Raw genomic sequence first — 19,374 nt, 5'->3', positions numbered from 1 at the left:
CTAGCTAGATAGGGTCAAGGCAGGCGCACAGCGCATCGCGCAAGGCCTGCCTGGCGGATTCGGACAACGGGCGGTCATGCTCGTCGGTGATCTGGAACTGGTCTTCGGCACGCTCGCCGAAGGTGGCGATACGCGCGTCGTGCACGCGCAGGTGCTGCATGCGCAACACGTGCGCGACATCGGCGAGCAGGCCGGGGCGGTCGGGTGCGACCAGACTGATGCGGGTGCGGCGGCCGCCGGCGCTTTCGCTGAATTCCACCCGCGGTGCGAAGCGGAAATGGCGCAACTGGCGCGGCACTGCGCGGCGCGCCGGGCGCACCTTGTGCAGATCGCCGGCCAACACCTGACGCAGCGTTGCCGCCAGCCGCTGCGGGTCGCCGTCGGCATAGGTCTCCTGCGGCAACACTTCGAACACGTCGAAGATTGCATCGTGTGGCGCATCCAGCACACGTGCGCGATGGATGCCGTAGCCCTTGCGATCGAGCGTGGCCACGATGGCCGCAAACAGCCCATCGCGGTCCGGCGAATACACAAACACTTCCAGTGCGTCGTTGTCCGGCACCGCGCGACGCGCCTTGACCAGGGTCTGGCCGATCTCCACTTCGATCAGCGAGGCCGCCTGCCAGGCCAATTGCTCGGGACGGAAGCGCAGGAAATTCTCGTCCGGCATGCCGGCAAACTGGCGGTCGATGGTGACATCATCGTGCCCCTGCGCCTGCATCAAGGTACGCGCCGATTCGCGCGCTTCGCGTAGCCGTTCCTCACGCGGCGGCGGGTGTTCCAGGCCTTCGCGCAACGCGCGACGCGCGGCGAAATACAGATCCGCCAACAGCCGGTCTTTCCAGGCGTTCCACAGCTTGGGACTGGTGCCGGCAATATCGGCGCAGGTGAGCAGGTACAGATAGTCCAGACGCTCGCGTGTGCCCACCAACGTCGCAAAACGGTGAATCACCTCCGGGTCGGAAATGTCCTGCTTCTGCGCGGTGACCGACATGCGCAAGTGCTGCTCCACCAGCCAGGTCACCAGCTCGGTATCGCCTTCGCTCAAGCGGTGCGCCAGGCAGAACGCGCGCGCATCCACCGCGCCCAGTTCCGAATGATCGCCGCCGCGGCCCTTGGCGATGTCGTGGAACAGGCCCGCCAGCAACAGCAGTTCCGGCTTGCGCAGACGCGGCCAGACTTCATGGGCGATGGAGAAACGCTCATCTGCACGGCCGGCGGCAAACAACGCGATGTTCCGCAGCACCATCAAGGTGTGCTGGTCCACCGTGTAGACATGGAACAGGTCGAACTGCATGCGCCCGGAAACGCTGGCGAATGCCGGAATCCACTGGCCCAGCACGCCCAGCCGCGCCATGCGATTGAGCGTTTCCACCGCACGCGGGCCGCGCAGCAACGCCATGAAGCGTTCCCGGGCCGTTGCATCGGCAATGTCGTACGCCGGCAGATCGCGCAGGACCTCGGCCAGCGCGCGCGCGGTCAGTGAATGCAGTCCGCGCACCTCGCGATGCGCGGCCCACTGCGCAAACAGCGCGAACACCTGCAGCACATCGCCCTCCGGCCAGCTTTCGGCGTCGGCAGCCAGATAGCCGCGGCGCAGGCTGAAGCCGCCGCCCAGCGGCTCCGGCGTCGCTTCGCCATCGAACTGTTCTTCGAAGCGCTGCAACAAGCGGTCGCTGATGCGGCGGATCAGTGCAGCGCTGCGATAAAAGCGCTGCATCATTTTTTCCACGCCCAGGCTTTCCGGGTCGTCGGCGAACCCCAACCGTTCGGCCAGGGTCTTTTGGTAATCGAACCGCAGGCGCTCTTCCGGCCGGTTGGCCACGATGTGCAGGCCGAAACGCAGACGGGCAAGTTCTTCGCGCTCGCGACGCAACGCGGCGGCCTCGTCGAAGCCGACATGGCCCAGCCCGACCAGGGCCTCCAGGTCCTTGACCCCGAACGCGCGCAAGGCCATCCAGCCCAGCGTCTGCAGATCGCGCAGACCGCCGGGGCCGTCCTTGATATCCGGCTCGAGATTATCGGCGGTGTCGCCGAAGCGCTGATGGCGCGCCAGCAATTCCTCGCGCTTGGCCTGGAAGAAATCGCGCGGCGGCCACACCTGCGGCGGCGCGATCGCCGTGGCCAGCGCAGCACGCGCCTGGCCGTCGGCCACCAGTGCGCGCGATTCGATCAAGGCAGTGAGCACGGTCTGGTCCGCCGCCGCAGCGGTGCACTGCGCTGGCGAGCGCACCGCGTGACTGATCGGCAAGCCCACATCCCACAGCAGCGCGAATAAGCGTGCCAGGGCCTGCTCGTGCTGCTGTTGCGCGGCGGTGTCGCCCAGCACCAGCACATCCACGTCCGAGCGCGGAAACAATTCGCCGCGCCCATAGCCGCCGACCGCATGCAGCGACAAACCGCTGTCGGCCGGAATACAGCGCATCCAGGCATTGCGCATCAATTGGTCGACCGCGCGTGCGCGCAGCGCGACCAGACGCTCGATCGGCTCGCCCTGATCGAAGCGTTTGCACAGGCGCATGTCCGCATGCACCAGCAGCGGACGGGCCTGCGCGGCCCAGTCCGCGTCGCCGGCGACGCCCGGGTCGGGTCGCTCCGCCGGCGTGTCGGTCATACCGGCGCGGGCGAATTGGCCGACAGCGTCAACACATCTACGCCGTCTTCGGTCACCGCAACCATGTGCTCCCACTGCGCAGACAACTTGCGGTCCTTGGTGACCACGGTCCAGCCGTCCGGCAGCGTCTTATGGTGATAGGTGCCTTCGTTGATCATCGGCTCGATGGTGAAGGTCATGCCCGGCTTGAGCACCAGCCCTTCGCCCGGACGGCCGTAATGCATGACCTGCGGCTCGTCGTGATACACCTTGCCGATGCCGTGGCCGCAGTAATCGCGTACCACGCTGAAGCGCTCGGCTTCGGCGAACTTCTGGATGGCATGGCCCACATCGCCCAGCGTGGCGCCCGGCTTGACCGCCCGGATGCCGCGCCACATCGCTTCATATGTCGTTTCGACCAAGCGCTTGGCCATCACCGACGGGGTGCCGACGTAGTACATGCGGCTGGTGTCGCCATGCCAGCCGTCCTTGATGACGGTGACGTCGATATTGACGATGTCGCCGTCCTTCAACACCTTGGCTGCACTCGGGATGCCGTGACAGATCACGTTGTTGACCGAGGTACACACGCTCTTGGGGAAGCCGCGATAGCCGACATTGGCGGGGATGGTGCCCTGCACGTTGACGATGTGGTCATGGCAGATGCGGTCCAGCTCGGCAGTGGTCACGCCCGGCTTCACGTGCGGCGCCACCACATCGAGCACCTCGGCGGCCAAGCGGCCGGCGACACGCATCAGTTCGATTTCTTCTTTGGTTTTCAGATTGACGCTCATGGCCACGATTATCGCCGATCCGGGCTGAATCTGAACGACCAGCGCACGCGCTTTTTTGCGGACGCAACGACTGGCCTCAAGCGGACCGCACAGCAGAAAACCGGCGCAGCCGCCTATTCATGCGTGACGCCGTGCACGCGGCGTCAAGAAACATCTTAACGAAGTCATCCGTAGGACATCGCACTTTTGTCAATAAAGCGAGCCAGGACAGCTAGATAGCGTGTGAATTCGGCGTTATGTTTGGCACAGCTGATGCATTGCAGGGAAGGCGACGACTCGTCGCGTCATCAATGACCAGAACGGTCAAGGAAATGTCCATGCGTACTGTCCGCCCTGTCCTGCTATCGCTCGGCCTGCTTTCGACCATTGGCATGGCGAGCGCGGCAGACACCACCACCTTCAACGTCAAGATCGCGGTCACCAAGGCCTGCACGATCACCGCCGCATCCGCCACGGACGTCGACTTCGGCTCGGTACTCTCGACCTCGACCGCCAATGCGGACGCCAACGGCAGCGTGACGGCCCAGTGCACCGCGTTGACGCCGTACAACATCGCACTGAGCGCGGGCAGCAATGCCGGGACTGCCAACGACGTCACCACCCGCCGCATGAAAAATACCGACGCGCTGGTGACCACCAACAACTACATCGCCTACCAGCTCTACCAGGATCTGGGCCGCAGCACGGTCTGGGGCAGCACTACCGGCACCAACACGCTCAGCCGCACCGCCACCGGCCTGAACCAGGTCTACCCGGTCTACGGTCGCGTGACCAACCCGTCGGCCAACAACCCTGCGACCGGTAGTTACCAGGACACGATCACTGCCACGATCGTCTATTGAGCCCGCGCATGCCTGTGCATCACCGCCCGTTGTCACGTTTACCTGCCTGGCTGATATCGGCCGGGCTGGCGATGACGCTGGTCATGGCCAACGGCGCCGTGCCGACGCCGGCGCATGCCGCCAGCCTGCAGTTGGCACCCACATCGCTGAGCCTGAGCGCCCAGCAGACCGCCGACGGCCTGTGGCTGAGCAACAGCGGCAGCGCGCCGGTCCAGGTGCAGACCCGCGCCTATCGCTGGACCCAGCGCGATGGGCAGGATCAGCTCGACCCCACCCAGGATCTGCTGGTCAGCCCGCCGATGCGCACCCTGGCCGCTGGCGAGCGCCAGTTGATCCGGGTCATCCGCGCCGGGCCTGCCCCGAGCGGGCAGGAGCAGTGTTACCGCATCATCGTCGACGAGCTGCCCAGTGCCGATGCCGACCGCAAAGGCATGCAGTTCGTGCTGCGTTATTCGGTGCCGATCTTCCTGCTGCCGCCCGGCAACACCGAACCTTCGCCGACCCTGAGCGCGCAGGTGGTTGCCGGCAGCGATGGCAAGGCGCAGATCCAGATCAGAAATACCGGCACCGGCCATGCGCAGGTCGCCGACCTGCGGCACCAGGTCGATGGCGCAACCAAGACCGCGTTGAACGGCTTGGTCGGTTATGTACTGCCCGGGCAGACCATGCGTTGGTCGCTGGGTGCGCCGCTGGCGCAGTTCGGCCGCGGCACCATCATCGCAAGGATCAATGGTGAGGCTGACGAACGTATCTTGTTGGCCGCGCCGACGGCGCCTTGATGCGGCGCGGCTGGCGATGACGCTCCTTGCGACCGCCAGTTGCCTGGGCAGCGCCGCAGCCGGCGATCTGGCCGATGTGACGTCGCTTCCCGATCAGCCGCCACCCAGCGCTACGCCACAGCCGCAAACGCTGTATCTGGACGTGACCTTGAACCAGGCCGACCGCGGCTTGGCACCATTCGAACTGGTCGACGGGCGGCTACGCGGCTCGGTGGAAACCCTGCGCAAACTCGGCTTCATCCTGGCCGACCGCGTGCCTGGCGAATTGGTCGATCTGGACCGCCTGCCCGACGTGGAAGTGCGCTACGACGCGGCGCTGCAGCGGCTGGCGCTGCAGGCGCCGCTGGCGCAGCTGTCGTTGTCCACCACGGTGCTCAAAGCCGAAGAAGTGGCCCCGCCCAGCGCCACTGCATCGCCCGGCATGCTGCTCAATTACGACCTGTATGCCACCCGCAATGCCGGCGTCAGCAGCGCGTCGCTGGCCACCGAAGTGCGCGCGTTCGGCATCGGGCGCGGCATGGTCGATACCACCGCGGTCTTCCTGGCCTACGATCGCCCCCAGGACAAACGCTGGCGCAGCGAAGCGGTGCGTCTGGACAGTGCCTGGCAGATGGATTTCCCGGACAGCGCCACCAGCCTCAGCGTGGGCGATTTCTATAGCGGCTTTGTCGACTGGAGCCGCTCGATCCGCCTGGGCGGCGTGCAGATCGGCCGCAATTACGCCTTGCAACCGTATCGGGTGCTGACGCCAACGCCGAGCTTTCTCGGCGAAGCGGCAGTGCCTTCCACCGTTGAGCTGTATGTGGACGGCTTGCGCCAGTACAGCGGCCAGGTGCCGGCCGGCCCGTTTCAGCTGGCCGCGCAACCGGGCATCAGCGGCACCGGCCAGGCGCAGATCGTGGTGACCGATGCGTTCGGACGCGTGCGTCGGCTGGATTTCGCGTTCTATGGCACACCGCAGTTGCTGGCGCGCGGCATTTCCGAATGGTCGGCCGGCATCGGCCATCTGCGCCGCGACTACGGCGTGCGCTCGTTTTCCTACGACCGACGCCGTGTGGCCAGCGCCACCTTTCGCAAAGGCCTGCGCGACGATTTCACGATCGAAGCGCATGCCGAAACTGGCGGCGGCGTGATCAACGCCGGCGCAGGCGGCGTGTGGCTGCTTGGCGTGGGCGGGGTGGTCAATGCCGCCTACGCGCACAGCCGGATGGACGCGCTACGGGGCGGCCAGTACGTGCTGGGCTACGCCTGGAACAACCGGCGTTTCAACGTCAATCTGGGCAGCCAGCGCACCCATGGCGATTATCGCGACCTGGGCGCACTGCAAGGCGCCCTGCCAGCGCGCGTCAGCGACCGCGCAGCACTCGGGGTCAACGTCGACCCGATCGGCTCGCTCGGCACCAGCTATGTGCGGCTGAGCTATCCGCAAGGCGATACCTCGCGCTATGCGAGCGTGTTCTGGTCGCGCAGCTTCGGGCGCAACTGGGCGGCCAATCTGTCGGGCAATCAGAATCTGGATGTCTCCAGCGATCGCAGCCTGTACCTGTCGCTGTCGACCACCTTCGGCGAAGTGCGTCAGGCCAGCGCATCGATGCAGCGCAACGGCGAGCGTACCGGCCTGGTGGCCGACGTCAGCCAGCCGCTGCCTGGCGATGGCGATCTGGGCGGCATCGGCTGGCGCCTGCAAGGCCGTGCCGGCGACGACGCCAGCGGCGGGCTGGCCGAACTGGGCTGGTTGAACCGGGTCGGCCGCTACAACCTCGGCGCCGCAACCCAGGACGGCGACAGCTTCGGCTATGCCAGCGCCAGCGGTAGCCTGGTGTGGATGAATGGCCGCACCTTCGCCGCGCGCGATATCCAGGACGCGTTCGCGGTGGTCTCCACCGACGGCCAGCCCGGCATTCCGGTCCGCCTGGAAAACCGCCTGATCGGAGTCACCGACGCGCGCGGCACCCTGCTGGTGACGCCGTTGCAATCGTGGCAGCGCAACCAGCTCTCCATCGACACCTTGAGCCTGCCGGCAGACCTGCGCGTAGACCGTGTCGACACCACGGTGACACCACGCCAGCAATCCGGCGTGGCGGTGCGCTTCGGCATTACCCGCGTGCGCGCCGCCATCATCGTGCTGCACGACGCGCAAGGCGCGCCGCTGCCCGTCGGCAGCGTGGTGCAGCGCGACGGCAGTACCGAACGCGTGGTGGTCGGCTACGACGGCGAAACCTATCTGGACAATCTGCAACGCGACAACCGCATCCTGGTCGACCTGCCCGAGGGCCGTTGCGTTGCGCAGTTCGCGTATTCCGCCGATCCGGGCAGCATTCCGCGGGTGGGGCCGCTGCAGTGCATCCCTGAGCAGACCACGCCATGAGCATGTCCACGCTTTGGCGCCTGATGCTCGCGCTGACGATCGCGATGGTGTGGCTTGGGCCCAGCGAGCGGGCGCACGCAGAGACCACCTGCACCGTCACCCTCGGCACACCGTTGGCATTTGGCAACGTGGCGGCCAACGGCACCACCGATGCAGTGGCAACACTCAACGTTTCCTGCGCGACTGCTGCGCTCAGCGTGCTGGGCTACGTACAAGTCAGCCTCTGCCTGGACCTTGGCCCCGGCAGTGCCAGCAGCGGCGTGTATGCCCCTCGTCGCATGCTCAACTCCACCACCGACAGCCTGGATTTCCAGATCTACAGCGAGGCAACCCGCACGCAGATCTGGGGCGCCACCGGGTCGGCGGCCCCCTCGCCGCGCACCTTGACACTGTCCTACAACGTGCCGGTCATCACCGGCGGCTCGCAGACCGCCACCATCACCGTGTATGGGCGGATTCCGGCCAACCAGATCCTTTCGGTCGGAAACCACACCAGCAGCTTTGGTGGCGCCGACACCGTGCTGCGCTACTCCTACAACGAAAGCATCACCGGGATGCCCTCGCTGCCGAGCAGTTGCACGGCGGGCGGCACCGGCTCCAAGACTGCCAGCAACGCCTTCCCGTTCACTGCCTCGGCCACCGTGCCGGCACGCTGCAATGCCTACGTCACCACCGATCTGGACTTCGGCAGCATTGCCGGCAGCATCGACACCGCCATCGATCGCACCTCCACCATCAGCCTGGCCTGCACCAACCGCACCGCGTGGAATATCGGCCTGGACAATGGCAGCAATGCCAGCGGCAGCGTGCGGCGAATGCGCCACGCCAGCAGCGCCAATTACATCAATTACGAGCTCTACAGCAATACCGGCCGCAGTAATCGGTGGGGTACCGTCATCGGGGTGGATACGCTGGCAGGCACCGGCAACGGCACCACCCAGACGGTCACCGTCTATGGCCGTGCGCCGGCCCCACAACTGCCGATTGCCGGCGCCTATACCGACACGGTGACCGTCTCCATCACTTACTGACAGTTAATAAAGTTCGTATCGGGGGCGTCGCTATTCGTTACGTCTCCAATGCAAACGATTGCCTCCATGACGCAGGTCACCTTCCTGAAGCGCTTGGCCCTGGCTGCTCTCGCTTGCGCCGCGACATCTACCGCGGCGAACGCAGCCACCGCGCGGGGGCCGGAAAATTCCACCCTCCACATCGGCCTGCGCCTGCTCAGCGGTTGCGAACTGCGTACCGCGCCGCCGCGCGCCAGTTGCTCCAGGGGCACTCCGATGGCGATCGCCGAGCCGCCCAGCAGCAATGAGGCACCCGCCGTCACCAGCACCGGCCAGGACGCCAGCGCGCTTGCCGGGCCGCTGCCCGCCGGCAGCGCGCGCATCACCACCATTGCGTTCTGAGCATGGCCACTGCTCGCCACCTTCGCGATCTGTTGGCCCGGGTCCTGGCCCTGGGCTGTATGGCAGCAAGCGGCGCCGCCAGTGCTGCCGAGATCGCCATCGCGCCGACCACCGCGCACATCCCGGCCGACAGCGACCAGGCAACGGTCTGGCTCTACAACCAGGCCGCGCAACCATGGCGTGCCGACGCCAAGCTCTACCGCTGGCGCCAGGACGGTGAGCGCGAACTCCTCGAGCCAGCCACCGGCGTCACGATCAGCCCGTCGCACTTCGAAATTCCGTCGCAAGGCCGGCAGCTGTTGCGCGTGATCCGCCTCGGCCCCAGCCCCACGCAGGCCGAAGACAGCTACCGGCTCGTGGTGACCCAGCACGCGATCGGCAACGAGACCGACCTGCTGCGTTATTCCACCCCGGTGTTTGCACAGCCCAGCCAGGCCAGCGCAGCGCAACCGGCGTTGCACGCCAGCCTGGCCGGGCACGGCAGCCAGCGCGCGTTGCGTATCCACAATTCCGGCTCCAGCCATGCGCGCCTGGCCGACCTGGCCTATATCGATGCCGGCGGCACCCGCCGCAATATCCGCGGCGACCTGGCCGGCTACGTCCTCCCCGGCCAGACCCGCCAATGGGCCCTGCCCGCCAACCTGCCCGCAGGCAGCGGCCGCTTCGTGGCGCGTATCAACAGCGATATCGAAAGCACGTTGGCGCTGGAGCCGGGAATCGGGAATTGAGAATTGGGAATGGGTCAAGCCGATTGCGCTAGCTGATCGTGGGCTGGTGAAGGCCCAAGCGAACCAGGCTCTCCGATTCCCGATCCCGATCCCGATCCCGATCCCGATCCCGATTCCCGATTCCCGATTCCCGATTCCCGCCAATTGCGCCACGCCCACTCGCCAGCTATACTCCGCCGGCTGTTTTGCGTCTCTTGCGCATTGCGTCGTCCACGTCGGACGTCACCGACGAATTCACACCTGCTGCCGCCATCCGCGCCGGGGTGCCCTCACACAGGGTTCGTCGCGGAGGCAACAGGGAAGCCCAACCCCGGAATCGTGTGCGTTTTGATGCGAGCCCCTCGCAACAGCCCGCACATCCATGTGCGGACTTTTCAACCACAAGCCGCGCACGGCGATTCCGCTATCAGGAGTTTTTTCAATGCCCCAAGTCACCATGCGTCAGATGCTGGAAGCCGGCGTCCATTTCGGCCACCAGACCCGCTACTGGAACCCCAAGATGGCGCCGTACATCTTCGGCGCGCGCGGCAAGATCCACATCATCAACCTCGAGAAGACCGTTCCGCTCTTCAACGACGCGATGAACTTCCTCTCCTCGGTTGCGCAGAAGCGCGGCACCGTGCTGTTCCTGGGCACCAAGCGCAGCGCGCGCGAGTCCATCAAGGAAGAAGCCGAGCGTTGCAACATGCCGTTCATGACCCAGCGCTGGCTGGGCGGCACGCTGACCAACTTCCGCACCGTCAAGCAGTCGGTTGCCCGCCTGAAGGAACTGGAAGCCGCTGAAACCGACGGCACCTTCGACAAGCTGGTCAAGCACGAAGTGCTGGGCCTGCGTCGCGAGCGCGAAAAGCTGGACGCCTCGCTCGGTGGCATCAAGGAAATGAACCGCCTGCCCGATGCGATCTTCGTGATCGATATCGGCCATGAAGACATCGCCATCAAGGAAGCCAAGAAGCTCGGCATTCCGGTGATCGCCGTGGTCGACACCAACTACGATCCGGCCCTGGTCGACTACGCCATCCCGGGCAACGACGACGCCATCCGCGCCGTGCAGCTGTACGCACGCGCCGCTGCCGACGCCGTGCTGGAAGGCAAGGCGGCTGCGCCGAACTCCGCTTCGGTGCGCGAAGAAGAGTTCTCGGCCGAGTCCGCCGACGAAGGCAAGGGCCGTCGCGCTCCGGCCAAGAAGGGCGACAAGAAGGCTGACGCCGCCGAGTAATCGGCGTGCAATGCGGCCGCACCATGCTGTGCGGCCGCAGTCCCGACGGCGCCCTCGCGCTCCGTCGCTGAGGCTACTGCATACATCTACGGGGGCGGCGGCATGCCGCACCGTCTCCTACTGGCGGAATCGCTTCCGCCGCACGCATTCGTCCATATGAGGTAATTCCATGGAAATCACTGCTTCCCTGGTCAAGGAACTGCGCGAGCGCACCGGCGCCGGCATGATGGAGTGCAAGAAGGCACTCGTCGAAAACGCAGGCGACATCGACGCCGCGGCCGAGTGGCTGCGCAAGTCGGGCCTGGCCAAGGCCGACAAGAAGGCTGACCGCGTCGCCGCCGAAGGCCGCATCGCCACCGCCCAGGCCGGCGGCAAGGCCGTGCTGGTCGAAGTCAACTCCGAGACCGACTTCGTCGCCAAGGACGAGAACTTCCTGGCCTTCACCGAGGTCGTGGCCAATGCCGCACTGAACTCGGACGCTGCCGATGCCGAAGCGCTCAAGAGCGTCAAGCTCGACAGCGGCGAGACCATCGAAGAGCGTCGCGCTGCGGTGATCGCCAAGGTCGGCGAAAACCTGCAGGTGCGTCGCCTGGTCCGTATCGACAGCGCCAACAACGTCGCGGCCTATGTGCACGGCGGCCGTATCGGCGTGCTGGTCGAACTGAAGGGTGGCGACATCGAGCTGGCGCGCGGCATCGCCATGCACATTGCGGCGATGAACCCGCCGCACGTCAAGGCCTCCGACGTTCCGGCCGAATTCGTTGCCAAGGAAAAGGAAATCGAACTGGCCAAGATGTCCGAAAAGGACAAGGCCAAGCCGGCCGAGATCCTGGAAAAGATCATCAGCGGCAAGATCAGCAAGATCGTCAACGAAGTGACGCTGTACGGCCAGCCGTACGTGCTCAACACCGACCAGACCGTCGAGCAGGCAGTCAAGGCCGCCGGCGCCGACGTGATCGGCTTCCAGCGCCTGGCCGTTGGCGAAGGCATCGAGAAGGTGGTGGAAGACTACGCCGCCGAAGTGATGAAGCAGGCCGGCCTGGCCTGATCTTCCCCGCTCGGAAAAAAGCCGCGGCATGCCGCGGCTTTTTTTTTGCCTGTCGGTCGCGCATCCGCACACTGGCGCGAACCTGAAGCGAACGCATCCGGCACGGCGGCAAGCGGCCTCAACTCTACAGATGTCATCGGCATTGCCGTTACCTGAAGATGCCGACCAGGTTCTGGCGTTCCATCACGCATGTTTTGTGGCGCGGCGATGGCGGAGCATGGCGCGCCCTACTCAACGACCGCAGCTGTATGCTTGTGGCCACTGTTGGCGATGACTCATGCAACCAGATCTCCAGGCCGCCCTGCACTACTGCCGTAACCTGCCCTCGCCGCCCGGCGTTGCGTTGCGCATCATCGAACTTGCGCAGGATCCGGACGTGGACATGACCACCACGGCCAAGGTCATCGGCATGGACATGGCATTGAGCGCACGTATGCTGCGGGTGGCCAATTCGCCGCTCTACGCCAGTCGCCGCCGCATCGACAATCTCGGCCAGGCGCTGACCATGCTCGGCCTCAACGCGACCTTGAGCCTGGCACTGGGCTTTTCGATGGTGCACGGCGTGCGCAGCACCTTCATCGCCCACCCCTTGCACGAGCGCATCTGGCGCCGCGCCGGCCTATGCGCGCTGGCCAGTCGCATCCTCGGCCAGGCCTACGGCATCCGCAAACCCGAAGAATTGATGCTGGCCGGCCTGCTGCAGGACATCGGCAAGCTGGCCCTGCTGCAGGGCGCGCCCGATCTATACGGGCCGCTGCTGGAACAGGCCGCCGACAACACCGCGCTGCTGGTTGCCGAACGCGAACAGCTGGGCGCCACGCATGCCGAAGTCGGCGCCTGGCTGGCGCATCAGTGGCAGCTGCCGCCGTATCTGCAGAATGCGATTGCGCAGAGCGAAGAAGAACCGGCAGGCCTGGAACCGTTCATGGCCTGCGTGGCGCTATCCGGGCGCCTGGCCGATATCTGGCTCTCGGCCAGTGCGGTCACTGCAACCGAACATGCGCAGCAGCAGGCGCAGGACGTGCTGGAGCTCGATGCCGAACGCTTCGAAAAAGTGATCGAACGCATCGCCGAATCGCTGCCGGAACTGGAGGCGCTGTTCGACATCCGCGTGCCGCAGCCCGAGCACATCCAGATGATCTTCGAGCAGGCGCGTGAACTGGCGATGCTGCGCAGCCTGCGCGAATTGCAGGACGTGGCCGAAGCGCGCCGGCATGCCGACGAATCGGAAAACCGCATGCGTCATCTGGCCGAACAGGCCAGCCGCGATGCGTTGACCGGGGTATTCAATCGGCATCAGCTCGGTACCGCGCTGACGCATGAGTTCGAACTGGCCTCGCGCCAGGGCTGGCCGCTGTCGATCGCCTTCATCGACCTGGACGAGTTCAAGCGCGTCAACGATGCGCACGGACATCTGGTCGGCGATGAAGTGTTGCGCAATTTCGCGCAAACGCTGCAACGCATGGTGCGCACCAGCGACCTGGTGGCGCGCTACGGCGGCGAAGAATTCCTGGTGATCCTGCCCAATACACCTGCCGATGCGGCGCTGATGGTGATCGAACGCATCCTGGCCGAAACCGCGCGTACGCCGATGGCGCAACTGCAGGGCGGCCCATTGCATATCACCTTCTCTGCGGGTCTTGCCACGCACGGCGGTGCCGAGCGCCAGTTCGACAGCATCGACCATTTGTTGCAGGCCGCCGACAGCACGCTGTATCGCTCCAAGCATCGCGGCCGCAACCGCGTCACCGCGTACGATGCGACCGATGTACCAACGCCGCCGAACCCGCGCGCGCATTGAGCAACCGGTCACGCCACTGCCAACAAAGGAATTTTTACCACGCCAGGTGACAGGCTTCCGCTAGAATTGCCGGCGTTTGCCGATCCCCCACCCCCGAGGTTTCCCCATGTCCGAACTTTCCTATCGCCGCATTCTTCTCAAACTTTCCGGGGAGGCGCTGATGGGGGACGGGGATTACGGCATCGACCCCAAGGTCATCAATCGCCTGGCGCATGAAGTGATCGAAGCCCAGCAGGCCGGCGCGCAGGTGGCGCTGGTGATCGGCGGTGGCAACATCTTCCGCGGCGCCGGCCTGGCTGCCAGCGGCATGGACCGCGTCACAGGCGACCACATGGGCATGCTGGCCACGGTAATCAACGCGCTGGCGATGCAGGATGCGCTGGAAAAACTCGGCGCCAAGGTGCGCGTGATGAGCGCCATCAAGATCAACGATGTCTGCGAAGACTTCATCCGTCGCCGCGCGATCCGTCACCTGGAGAAGGGCCGCATCGCGATCTTCGCCGCCGGCACCGGCAACCCGTTCTTCACCACCGACTCGGGCGCAGCGCTGCGCGCGATCGAGATCGGTGCCGACCTGCTGCTCAAGGCAACCAAGGTCGACGGCGTGTACGACAAGGACCCGAAGAAGCACACCGATGCGGTGCGCTACGACAGCCTGACCTACGACCAGGTGATCCTGCAGGGCCTGGAAGTGATGGATACCGCCGCCTTCGCACTGGCGCGCGACAGCGACCTGCCGCTGCGCATCTTCGGCATGAGCGAACCGGGCGTGCTGCTGCGCATCCTGCACGGCGAGCAGATCGGCACGTTGGTGCAGGGCCGCAGCTGAGGTCGGGAATCGGGATTGGGGAATCGCAAGAGCGCATGGCCGCAGGCTGCACAGCGATCTCCAACCCGGCGCCCGGCGTGAAAAGGGGCGCCAAGTGAACCGGCTGCGCGGGTGCTGACGGCCCGCGAGTCGTGAAACCCCAGTCCCGGCTATAATCCCCGGATTCAGCTCCACACGGATTCCGGCGATGCTCACCCAGATCAAACAAGACGCGCAGACGCGCATGACCAAGAGCATCGATGCTCTGCGCCATTCCCTCACCACCATCCGCACCGGCCGTGCCTCGCCGGCGCTGCTGGACGGTATCAAGGTCAAGGCCTACGGCGCCGATACGCCCCTGAATCAGGTTGCCAGCATCAGCGTGTCCGAAGGCCGCTCGCTGGTCATCAGCCTGTTCGACAAGGGCATGATCAAGGACGTGGAAAAAGCCATTTACGCTTCGGATCTGGGCCTGACCCCGACCGTGGTCGGCACCGTGATCCGCCTGAACCTGCCGCCGCTGACCGAGGAGCGCCGCAAGGAGCTCAGCAAGTCCGTGCATGGCGAGGGCGAAGACAGCAAGGTCGCCATTCGCAACATCCGCCGCGACGCCAACCAGCAGGTCAAGGATCTGCTCAAGGACAAGGCCGTCACCGAAGACGAAGCCCGCAGCGCCGAGGACGATATCCAGAAGCTCACCGACAAGGCCATCAAGGACGTGGATGAGGTCGTCAAGGGCAAGGAACAGGAATTGATGACGGTCTGATCGTGGCATCGCCTGCCATGCATCCAGTCCCTTCTGCTGCTGTGCCGCGCCACATCGCCATCATCATGGATGGCAATGGGCGTTGGGCGCAGCGTCGGCGGCGTCCGCGCATGATCGGCCATCGCGCCGGCGCGCGCGCGGTCAATCGCACGATCGATTTCTGCCTGGAAAAAGGCGTGTCGGCGCTGACCCTGTTCGCGTTTTCCAGTGAAAACTGGGGCCGTCCGCAGGATGAGGTCGACGCGCTGATGAAGCTGTTCCTGCATGCGCTCGACCGCGAGGTCGAAGAACTGCAGCGACGTGGCGTGCAGGTGCGCTTCATCGGCGACCGCAGCCGCTTTGCCGCACCATTGCGCGAGCGCATGGCCGGCGCCGAGCGCAGCACCGCAACGAACTCGCGGCTGGTGCTGAGCATCGCAGCCAGCTACGGCGGCCGCCAGGACATCGCAGCGGCTGCCCGCGCATTGGCCGAAGACGTCGCTGCAGGCCGCCTGCAGCCAGAGCAGATCGACGAAGCGCTGCTGTCCAGCCGGGTCGCCCTGGCCGACCTGCCCGCGCCGGACCTGTTCATCCGCACCGGTGGCGACACCCGCATCAGCAATTTCCTGTTGTGGCAGCTGGCTTACACCGAGCTGTGGTTCACCGAAACCCTGTGGCCGGAGTTCGATGCCGGCGTGCTGCAGCAAGCGCTGGACGACTTTGCCGGGCGTGAACGCCGCTTCGGCCTGACCAGCGCACAGATCGCCGACAAGGCGACGGAGAGCTCCTCCGCATGACCAAGACTCGCGTGATTGCCGCGCTGATCATGGCGCCGCTCGCGATTTGCGCGATCGTGCTGCTGCCCACCCAATGGCTGGCAGCGCTGGCGGCGGTCCTGTTCCTGACCGGCCTGTGGGAGTGGCTCAAGCTCTCCGGGATCGACGACAGCCTGCCGCGCACCGTGCTTTTGACGCTCAACCTGCTGCTGATGGTGCTGATGGTGTGGGCCTCGGCCGGCTCGATGGTGCTGTTCCAGATTGCGTCGCTGGTCGGCGTGGCGTGGTGGCTGTTGGCGCTGCTGTGGCTGCGCTTTTTCACCTTCGGCGCCGATCATGGCAACGGCCAGGCGCGCGCACTCAAGCTGGCCGCCGGCACCCTGGCGGTGCTGCCGGCATGGGCAGCGCTGGTGCTGCTGCATGCCAGCCCGGACAAGGGCAACCTGTGGTTGCTGACCGCGCTGACCATGGTGTGGGCGGCTGACTCCGGTGCCTACTTCGCCGGCCGCGCGTTCGGCAAACACAAGCTGGCGCCGCGGGTCAGCCCCAACAAGACCATCGAAGGGTTGCTCGGAGGCCTGCTCGCCGGCATTGCGGTTGCCTGCGCGTTCGGCTGGCTGGCCGGGCTGACGCTGGCACATGTGCCGCAGCTGGTGCTGGTCTCCGCACTGGCGGTGCTGGCATCGGTGCTGGGCGACCTGTTCGAAAGCCTGCTCAAGCGCCACGCCGGCGCCAAGGACTCGGGCACGCTGATTCCGGGCCATGGCGGCGTGCTGGACCGCATCGATGGCGTGCTCGCTGCCCTGCCGGTGTTCGCACTCGGCAAGGAAATTCTCGGATTCTAGGCATGGCTGGCTCCTCTCTCCGTCAGGTCGCCGTGTTCGGCGCCACCGGCTCGATCGGTGCATCGGCACTGGACGTGATCGCGCGTCACCCCGAGCGGCTGCGCGCCAGCGTGCTGTCGGCCGGCAGCAAGGTCGATGAGCTGCTGGCGCTGTGCGCCACCCACCGGCCTGCGCATGCGGTGATTGCCGATGCAGCGCTGTATCCCGCGCTGCGCGATGGCCTGCGCGCGCTGGGCCTGGCGACCCAGGCGCACGCCGGCGCCGAGGCGTTGGACGCACTGGCGAGCGGCGATGTGTGCGACACCGTGGTGGCGGCGATCGTGGGTGCGGCCGGGCTGCCGTCTACGCTGGCGGCAGCGCGCGCCGGCAAGCGTCTGTTGCTGGCCAACAAGGAATCGCTGGTGCTGGCTGGCGAGCTGCTGACCCGCACCGCAGCCGCTGCCGGCGCTGAAATCATTCCGATCGACAGCGAACACAGCGCCATCTTCCAGTGCCTGCGCTCCTGCGACGCCAGCCGCGGCGTGCGCCGGGTCATCCTGACTGCCTCCGGTGGCCCGTTCCGCGGCCGCGACCGCGCGGCACTTGCCGCAGTCACGCCCGCGCAGGCAGTGGCGCATCCCAAGTGGTCGATGGGCCCGAAGATCTCGGTGGATTCGGCAACCCTGATGAACAAGGGCCTGGAAGTCATCGAGGCGCATCACCTGTTCGGACTGCCGGGCGAGCAGATCGATGTGCTGGTGCATCCGCAGAGCCTGGTGCATTCGCTGGTGGAATTCGTCGACGGCTCCACGCTTGCCCAGCTTGGCCTGCCGGACATGCGTACCACCCTGGCGGTGGGCTTGGCCTGGCCGGAGCGGGTCGACTCCGGCGTCGGCGGGCTGGACCTGCTTCGCCAGGGCCGGCTGGATTTCGAGGCCCCCGACACCGCCGCGTTCCCATGTCTGCGCCTGGCCTGGGACGCGTTACGGGCCGGCGGCACCGCCCCGGCGATCCTGAACGCGGCCAATGAAGTGGCTGTTTCAGCCTTTCTTCAGGGCCAGGTGGGTTTCCTAGCGATCCCTGCGTTGGTCGAACACACACTGACAACGCTCCCGCGGCACAATGCCGATTCCCTCGACACCCTGCTTTTTGCCGATGCGCAAGCTCGGCAAATCACTGAACGCGCCCTCGCCCACCACGCCCTTCATGCCTGATCGTTCCACGCACGCGAGTTGCACACATGGGTGATTTCATCGGTTCGGTCTGGTGGATGATCGTCAGCCTGGGCGTGTTGGTGACCTTTCACGAATTCGGGCATTTCTGGGTGGCGCGGCGCTGCGGCGTCAAGGTGCTGCGCTTTTCGGTGGGCTTCGGCAAACCGCTGTGGATGCGCCGCAACCGCCACGGCACCGAGTTCGTGGTTGCCGCGATTCCGCTGGGCGGCTACGTCAAAATGCTCGACGAGCGCGAAGGCGACGTGCATCCGGCCGAGCAGGACCAAGCCTTCAATCGCAAGACCGTGTGGCAGCGCATCGCGATCGTCGCAGCCGGTCCCATTGCCAACCTGTTGCTGTGCATGGCGATGCTGTGGGCGATGTTCGTGGTAGGCAAGCAGGATTATTCGGCAACCATTGGTCGGGCCGATGGCCTGGCCGCCGAGGCCGGGCTGGGCCCGGGCGAGCGCATCGTGCGCATCGACGGTCGCAGCGTGAGCAGCTGGAGCGATGCCAGCATGCAGCTCACCACTGCGGCAATGGACAGGCGCGATGTCCGCGTCCTGACCACCTCTGACACTGCGGGTAGCAGTGAGCACACCTTGCGCTTGTCGCAGCTGCCGCTCGGTTTCGACGAACGCCGCGTGGCCGCACTGGCCGGCATCGGCTGGCAGTTCATGCTGCAGCCACCGGTGATTGCCGAAGTGGTGAAGGGCTCGGTGGCCGATGGCCTGCTCAAGCCGGGCGACCGCATCATGGCCATCGACGGCCAGCCAATCCGCTCGGCCGAAGACATCATTCCGCAAGTGCAGGCATTGGGCGCCCACGGTGGGCCGGGCATGATCGAGGTGGCGCGCGGCGAAGACCGGCTGGCGCTGGAAATTGCCCCGCGCAAGTCGCCGCAGGGCCAATGGATGATCGGCGTGCGTCCGGCCGCCGCGCCGGCTCCGGAATACGACAGCCGCCAGCAGTACGGGCTGTTCGCCGCCGTGCCGGCTGCGATCCGCGAAACCGGTCGGATGACCGCCGACTCGCTGGGCATGATGAAGCGCATGCTGACCGGCCAGGCCTCGGTCAAGAACATCTCCGGCCCGGTCACCATTGCGCGTGCCGCCAACGCCTCGGCCGAACGCGGGCTCGACTGGTTCCTGTATTTCCTCGGATTGCTGTCGCTCAGCCTTGCGATCATCAACCTGATGCCCATCCCGATCTTGGACGGTGGGCATCTGCTGTATTACCTTATCGAGTTGATCAAGGGCAGCCCGATCAGCGAACGGGCCATGATTGCCGGACAATACGTCGGCCTGGCGGTCCTGGCCGGGTTGATGGGACTGGCGTTCTACAACGACATCCTCGGCCTGGTTCCACGATGAAGCTGCTCCACTCTTTCCGCCTGTTGTCGTCGTCATACGCCGGCATCCAG

The 19,374-nt window shown here is 65.8% G+C and carries 17 protein-coding genes; 15 read left to right on the top strand and 2 right to left on the bottom strand.

What is annotated here, in order from left to right; genetic code table 11:
* Window positions 1-4: 4 nt before the first annotated feature.
* Entirely contained in the window at window positions 5-2,614 is a 2,610-nt protein-coding gene (locus ACDH77_RS06920; RefSeq protein WP_218488387.1) for a [protein-PII] uridylyltransferase, read from the bottom strand.
* The gene (gene map / locus ACDH77_RS06915; RefSeq protein ID WP_008576697.1) at window positions 2,611-3,387 is read right to left on the bottom strand and encodes a type I methionyl aminopeptidase; all 777 of its coding nucleotides are present in this window, start codon (window positions 3,385-3,387) and stop codon (window positions 2,611-2,613) included. Before map ends, ACDH77_RS06920 begins: the two co-directional genes overlap by 4 nt.
* Window positions 3,388-3,677: 290 nt before the next feature.
* On the opposite strand from map, the gene ACDH77_RS06910 reads away from it, so the two are divergent.
* The 15 genes from ACDH77_RS06910 (at window position 3,678) to rseP (ending at window position 19,324) form a co-directional block, all read left to right on the top strand.
* On the top strand, window positions 3,678-4,229 hold the full coding sequence (locus tag ACDH77_RS06910; protein ID WP_008576696.1) for a spore coat U domain-containing protein: 552 nt from the start codon (window positions 3,678-3,680) through the stop codon (window positions 4,227-4,229).
* Window positions 4,230-4,237: 8 nt separating this feature from the next.
* Entirely contained in the window at window positions 4,238-5,008 is a 771-nt protein-coding gene (locus ACDH77_RS06905; protein WP_109290648.1) for a molecular chaperone, read from the top strand.
* A gap of 16 nt (window positions 5,009-5,024) precedes the next feature.
* The gene (locus tag ACDH77_RS06900; protein WP_109290647.1) at window positions 5,025-7,376 is read left to right on the top strand and encodes a fimbria/pilus outer membrane usher protein; all 2,352 of its coding nucleotides are present in this window, start codon (window positions 5,025-5,027) and stop codon (window positions 7,374-7,376) included.
* Window positions 7,373-8,407, top strand: coding sequence for a spore coat U domain-containing protein (locus ACDH77_RS06895; RefSeq protein ID WP_031421856.1), 1,035 nt, complete (start codon window positions 7,373-7,375; stop codon window positions 8,405-8,407). The genes ACDH77_RS06900 and ACDH77_RS06895 overlap by 4 nt, the downstream gene beginning before the upstream one ends.
* A 48-nt stretch (window positions 8,408-8,455) precedes the next feature.
* Entirely contained in the window at window positions 8,456-8,788 is a 333-nt protein-coding gene (locus ACDH77_RS06890) for a hypothetical protein (RefSeq protein ID WP_031421854.1), read from the top strand.
* Between the two features lie 2 nt (window positions 8,789-8,790).
* On the top strand, window positions 8,791-9,516 hold the full coding sequence (locus ACDH77_RS06885) for a molecular chaperone (RefSeq protein ID WP_057680907.1): 726 nt from the start codon (window positions 8,791-8,793) through the stop codon (window positions 9,514-9,516).
* 421 nt (window positions 9,517-9,937) lie between these two features.
* Window positions 9,938-10,735, top strand: a complete 798-nt coding sequence (rpsB, locus tag ACDH77_RS06880; RefSeq protein ID WP_011346896.1) for a 30S ribosomal protein S2 — start codon at window positions 9,938-9,940, stop codon at window positions 10,733-10,735.
* 169 nt (window positions 10,736-10,904) lie between these two features.
* Window positions 10,905-11,783, top strand: a complete 879-nt coding sequence (gene tsf, locus ACDH77_RS06875; protein ID WP_008578287.1) for a translation elongation factor Ts — start codon at window positions 10,905-10,907, stop codon at window positions 11,781-11,783.
* A gap of 277 nt (window positions 11,784-12,060) precedes the next feature.
* Window positions 12,061-13,584 (top strand): GGDEF domain-containing protein, encoded by a 1,524-nt coding sequence (locus ACDH77_RS06870; protein ID WP_065628302.1) that lies wholly within the window; start codon window positions 12,061-12,063, stop codon window positions 13,582-13,584.
* 106 nt (window positions 13,585-13,690) lie between these two features.
* Entirely contained in the window at window positions 13,691-14,413 is a 723-nt protein-coding gene (pyrH, locus tag ACDH77_RS06865; protein ID WP_005911727.1) for a UMP kinase, read from the top strand.
* 187 nt (window positions 14,414-14,600) lie between these two features.
* Window positions 14,601-15,158 carry a ribosome recycling factor gene (frr, locus tag ACDH77_RS06860; RefSeq protein ID WP_005921623.1) on the top strand — a complete coding sequence of 186 codons (558 nt, stop codon included), beginning with the start codon at window positions 14,601-14,603 and terminating at the stop codon, window positions 15,156-15,158.
* Between the two features lie 17 nt (window positions 15,159-15,175).
* The gene (uppS, locus tag ACDH77_RS06855) at window positions 15,176-15,934 is read left to right on the top strand and encodes a polyprenyl diphosphate synthase (RefSeq protein ID WP_011346894.1); all 759 of its coding nucleotides are present in this window, start codon (window positions 15,176-15,178) and stop codon (window positions 15,932-15,934) included.
* The gene (locus tag ACDH77_RS06850; protein WP_011346893.1) at window positions 15,931-16,758 is read left to right on the top strand and encodes a phosphatidate cytidylyltransferase; all 828 of its coding nucleotides are present in this window, start codon (window positions 15,931-15,933) and stop codon (window positions 16,756-16,758) included. The genes uppS and ACDH77_RS06850 overlap by 4 nt, the downstream gene beginning before the upstream one ends.
* A 2-nt stretch (window positions 16,759-16,760) precedes the next feature.
* Window positions 16,761-17,951 carry a 1-deoxy-D-xylulose-5-phosphate reductoisomerase gene (locus ACDH77_RS06845; protein WP_127171364.1) on the top strand — a complete coding sequence of 397 codons (1,191 nt, stop codon included), beginning with the start codon at window positions 16,761-16,763 and terminating at the stop codon, window positions 17,949-17,951.
* Between the two features lie 26 nt (window positions 17,952-17,977).
* On the top strand, window positions 17,978-19,324 hold the full coding sequence (gene rseP, locus ACDH77_RS06840; protein ID WP_122273117.1) for an RIP metalloprotease RseP: 1,347 nt from the start codon (window positions 17,978-17,980) through the stop codon (window positions 19,322-19,324).
* Window positions 19,325-19,374 lie beyond the last annotated feature (50 nt).

This window comes from Xanthomonas axonopodis pv. maculifoliigardeniae (assembly GCF_041519315.1).
In the GTDB taxonomy this organism is placed as follows: domain Bacteria; phylum Pseudomonadota; class Gammaproteobacteria; order Xanthomonadales; family Xanthomonadaceae; genus Xanthomonas; species Xanthomonas euvesicatoria.
The sequence above is the reverse complement of the archived record's forward strand: the minus strand, read 5'-3'. Positions and strand labels throughout refer to the sequence as shown.

Excerpts from the sequence above, each read along its gene's own strand:
- ACDH77_RS06920 (WP_218488387.1), bottom strand. The coding sequence starts at position 2,614 with ATGACCGACACGCCGGCGGAGCGACCCGACCCGGGCGTCGCCGGCGAC.
- map (WP_008576697.1), bottom strand. The coding sequence starts at position 3,387 with ATGAGCGTCAATCTGAAAACCAAAGAAGAAATCGAACTGATGCGTGTC.
- ACDH77_RS06910 (WP_008576696.1), top strand. The coding sequence starts at position 3,678 with ATGACCAGAACGGTCAAGGAAATGTCCATGCGTACTGTCCGCCCTGTC.
- ACDH77_RS06905 (WP_109290648.1), top strand. The coding sequence starts at position 4,238 with ATGCCTGTGCATCACCGCCCGTTGTCACGTTTACCTGCCTGGCTGATA.
- ACDH77_RS06900 (WP_109290647.1), top strand. The coding sequence starts at position 5,025 with ATGACGCTCCTTGCGACCGCCAGTTGCCTGGGCAGCGCCGCAGCCGGC.
- ACDH77_RS06895 (WP_031421856.1), top strand. The coding sequence starts at position 7,373 with ATGAGCATGTCCACGCTTTGGCGCCTGATGCTCGCGCTGACGATCGCG.
- ACDH77_RS06890 (WP_031421854.1), top strand. The coding sequence starts at position 8,456 with ATGCAAACGATTGCCTCCATGACGCAGGTCACCTTCCTGAAGCGCTTG.
- ACDH77_RS06885 (WP_057680907.1), top strand. The coding sequence starts at position 8,791 with ATGGCCACTGCTCGCCACCTTCGCGATCTGTTGGCCCGGGTCCTGGCC.
- rpsB (WP_011346896.1), top strand. The coding sequence starts at position 9,938 with ATGCCCCAAGTCACCATGCGTCAGATGCTGGAAGCCGGCGTCCATTTC.
- tsf (WP_008578287.1), top strand. The coding sequence starts at position 10,905 with ATGGAAATCACTGCTTCCCTGGTCAAGGAACTGCGCGAGCGCACCGGC.
- ACDH77_RS06870 (WP_065628302.1), top strand. The coding sequence starts at position 12,061 with ATGCAACCAGATCTCCAGGCCGCCCTGCACTACTGCCGTAACCTGCCC.
- pyrH (WP_005911727.1), top strand. The coding sequence starts at position 13,691 with ATGTCCGAACTTTCCTATCGCCGCATTCTTCTCAAACTTTCCGGGGAG.
- frr (WP_005921623.1), top strand. The coding sequence starts at position 14,601 with ATGCTCACCCAGATCAAACAAGACGCGCAGACGCGCATGACCAAGAGC.
- uppS (WP_011346894.1), top strand. The coding sequence starts at position 15,176 with ATGCATCCAGTCCCTTCTGCTGCTGTGCCGCGCCACATCGCCATCATC.
- ACDH77_RS06850 (WP_011346893.1), top strand. The coding sequence starts at position 15,931 with ATGACCAAGACTCGCGTGATTGCCGCGCTGATCATGGCGCCGCTCGCG.
- ACDH77_RS06845 (WP_127171364.1), top strand. The coding sequence starts at position 16,761 with ATGGCTGGCTCCTCTCTCCGTCAGGTCGCCGTGTTCGGCGCCACCGGC.
- rseP (WP_122273117.1), top strand. The coding sequence starts at position 17,978 with ATGGGTGATTTCATCGGTTCGGTCTGGTGGATGATCGTCAGCCTGGGC.